The sequence below is a fragment of the Paraburkholderia sp. genome (genome assembly GCF_035656215.1).
GTDB lineage: Bacteria > Pseudomonadota > Gammaproteobacteria > Burkholderiales > Burkholderiaceae > Paraburkholderia.
In genome coordinates this window covers 1-2,871 of record NZ_DASRSY010000169.1, presented here as the reverse complement: position 1 = coordinate 2,871, position 2,871 = coordinate 1, and the positions used below count along the sequence as shown (strand labels likewise).

3 protein-coding genes are annotated in these 2,871 nt (G+C 61.3%); all 3 read right to left on the bottom strand.

All coding sequences use genetic code 11. The features are described from left to right. Nucleotides 1-469: MFS transporter (locus tag VFE81_RS09820; RefSeq protein WP_414695570.1), on the bottom strand; the 469-nt coding region annotated here is incomplete at its 3' end. 688 nt (nucleotides 470-1,157) lie between these two features. Beyond that, nucleotides 1,158-1,433, bottom strand: coding sequence for an oxidative damage protection protein (locus VFE81_RS09815; protein WP_074282891.1), 276 nt, complete (start codon nucleotides 1,431-1,433; stop codon nucleotides 1,158-1,160). Nucleotides 1,434-1,492: 59 nt separating this feature from the next. Then, nucleotides 1,493-2,871: amino-acid N-acetyltransferase (gene argA / locus VFE81_RS09810; RefSeq protein WP_325044407.1), on the bottom strand; the 1,379-nt coding region annotated here is incomplete at its 5' end.

Genomic DNA, 2,871 nt, shown 5'->3' with positions numbered 1-2,871 from the left:
CTTGCACCAGGCGCGCAACCAGCAGCAACACCGGCGCGAAAATGCCGATCGTCGCGTAGCTCGGAATCAGGCCGATCGCGAAGGTGCCGAGCGCCATCATGATCATCGTCATGGCCAGCACGCGCTGACGGCCGATGCGATCGCCCAGCGGCCCGAACACCATGCCGCCGACCGGCCGCACGAGGAACGCCGCGGCAAACGTGCCGAAGGTGGCGATCAACTGCGCGGCGGGACTGGCCGACGGGAAGAACACTTTGCCGAGCGTGACAGCGATGTAGCTGTACACGCCGAAATCGAACCATTCCATCGCGTTGCCGAGCGCCATGGCGCCGACGGCCCGCTTGAGGAGAGATTTGTCGACGACGGTGATGTCGTCGAGTGAGAGGCGTTGTTCTTCTTTGTGATGTCGCCAGAAGCCGTTGCTGGAAGCGGTCAAGGTGAAAACTCCAATGACTGCGACGAAACTCATGAAAACGCGCATGAACGTTCCGCCACGGGTGCTGGGGAAGTGCAGTTTCGCGAGCAGGGCGATGGCGTCTCCCTCGCTCGAAGGCGATAGAAGTGGGCGTGAAAAAGAAAATAAAACGCCCGTGCCTCGCGAATTATTCGCGAAAAAACACTCGTCTAGATTGTGCTGACTGTTGCATCTGCGTGGCCGTGGAAGGGGGGCAGATGCATGAGGACGCTGGGGTGGCTGAAAGCTGGCCCATGCGCCGCTGGAAGGCTCGAAACGAAAAAGGCCGGTGCTGGATCGCCGCTTATGGGATGAGACCCAGGCGGGGAAACGACCGACAAGCCTTCTTGTATAAAAAACTGTTCAATTCGACATGGCCGCGTGCGGAGAAAACCGGCACTGCAAGGCGCCACATGGCACCGTAAGCCACCTTAAGCCATTGTCAAAAGAACGTGAATGAAGGTGAAATGCTGTTGGAACGATGAACATGATAGCACGATGACCGAGGATCGTGCAAACCCGGAGTCGGGCGGGAGGCTTGGGGACGGTACTCAATCCCTTGCGGGGTGGGGGATTGAGCGGATTGCGGCGGTATGGAAAAAAGACTTAAAAGCGCGCCAGACAGGCGAAAAAAATCCGCGCTCGCGGCGCGGATTTTTTATCGGGCTGATTGCCACGACTGGCGTGCAGCCGAAAGCGTTTATTACTCAGCTGCCGGCGGCACGTAACCCTGCGCCGTATCCGCGCCTTCGCCGAAGAAGAACTTTTCGGTCTGCTTCATCAGATATTGACGTGCGCGCGGATCGGCCATGTTCAGGCGGTTTTCGTTGATCAGCATGGTTTGCTGCTTCAACCAGGCTTGCCAGGCTTCCTTCGAAATACCTTCGTAGATCCGCTTGCCGAGTTCGCCCGGCAGCGGCGGGAAATCGAGGCCTTCGGCTTCCTTGCCGAGCTTCGCGCATTGAACCATACGAGTCATGCTGTGCTTCTCCTGTAATCGATGTATGTGGGGCGGGCAGTCGCTTTATATGGGGACGCTCAGAGCTGTTTCATCAGCACGAGCGACTTGCGCTGCCAGTTATAGAGTCGGCGGCGGTCTTCAGGCAGGTCGTCGACCGTGACCTTGACGAAGCCGCGCTTGAGGAACCAGTGTTCGGTGCGCGTGGTGAGCACGAAAATCCGCGTGAGGCCGCGTGCCCGCGCGCGTTGTTCGATGCGCTTGAGCAGGCGCTCGCCGTCGCCGGTGCCTTGCGCTTCAGGCGCCACCGTCAGGCAGGCCATTTCCCCGATGCGCTCCTGCGGATACGGGTACAGCGCCGCGCAGCCGAACAGCACGCCATCGTGCTCGATCACCGAGAAATGGTCGATGTCGCGTTCGATCTGGTGGCGGCCTCGCCGCACCAGCGTGCCGTCGGATTCGAGCGGCTCGATCAGCGAGAGAATGCCGCCGACGTCGTCCGGCGTGGCTTCGCGCAGGCTTTCGAGGTTCTCATACGAGATCATCGTGCCCACGCCATCGTGCAGGAACAGTTCGAGCAGCAGGCTGCCGTCGAGCGCGTAGGGGATGATGTGTGCCCGTGCTACGCCGCCGCGGCAGGCGCGGATCGAATGCTTCAGATAAAAACCTGCGTCGCCGGTGACTTCGCCGCTTTCATGCAGCTTGTAGGCATCGTCGAGCGACAGTTCGCGGACCAGTTCGGGGCCGTTTTCACCGGTTTCCATCAGACCCGGTGTTTCGGTCAGGAACACGATCTTGTCGGCGCGCAGCGCGATTGCGGCAGCGGACGCGACGTCTTCCATCGACAGATTGAACGCCTCGCCGGTAGGCGAGAAGCCGAGCGGCGAGAGCAGCACGAGCTTGCGGCTCGCAAGCGAATGGCGGATCGAATCCGCGTCGATCTTACGCACCACGCCGGTGTGGGCGAAATCGACGCCGTCCAGAATGCCGACCGGGCGCGCCGTCACGAAGTTGCCGGACACCACGCTGATGTGCGCGTGCGCCATCGGCGTGTTCGGCAAGCCCTGGCTGATCGCCGCCTCAATATCCAGACGCACTTCGCCGGCCGCTTCTTTCGCGGACTCCAAAGCGCGTGCGTCGGTAATGCGCATGCCGTGCGAAAACTCGGACTCCACGCCGTGCAGGCTCATCTGCTCTTCGACCTGCGGTCGCGAACCGTGCACCAGCACGATCTGGATGCCCATGGCCTGCAGCAGTGCGATATCGGACACGAGTGCGTTCAGGAGCCCCTGATGTACCACCTCGCCACCGAAACCGACGACGAACGTCTTGTTACGGAACGCATGGATGTAAGGGGCGACTGAGCGCATCCAGTCGACGAATTGCGCGTGCTGGGCGAGGTCTTCCGTTGCTCCGGTGGGGGCCGGAGCGCTCGCGGGCGCGGGGACGAGGTCGGTTT

Coding starts and splice junctions, on each gene's coding strand:
- VFE81_RS09815 (WP_074282891.1), bottom strand. CDS start 1,433: ATGACTCGTATGGTTCAATGCGCGAAGCTCGGCAAGGAAGCCGAAGGC.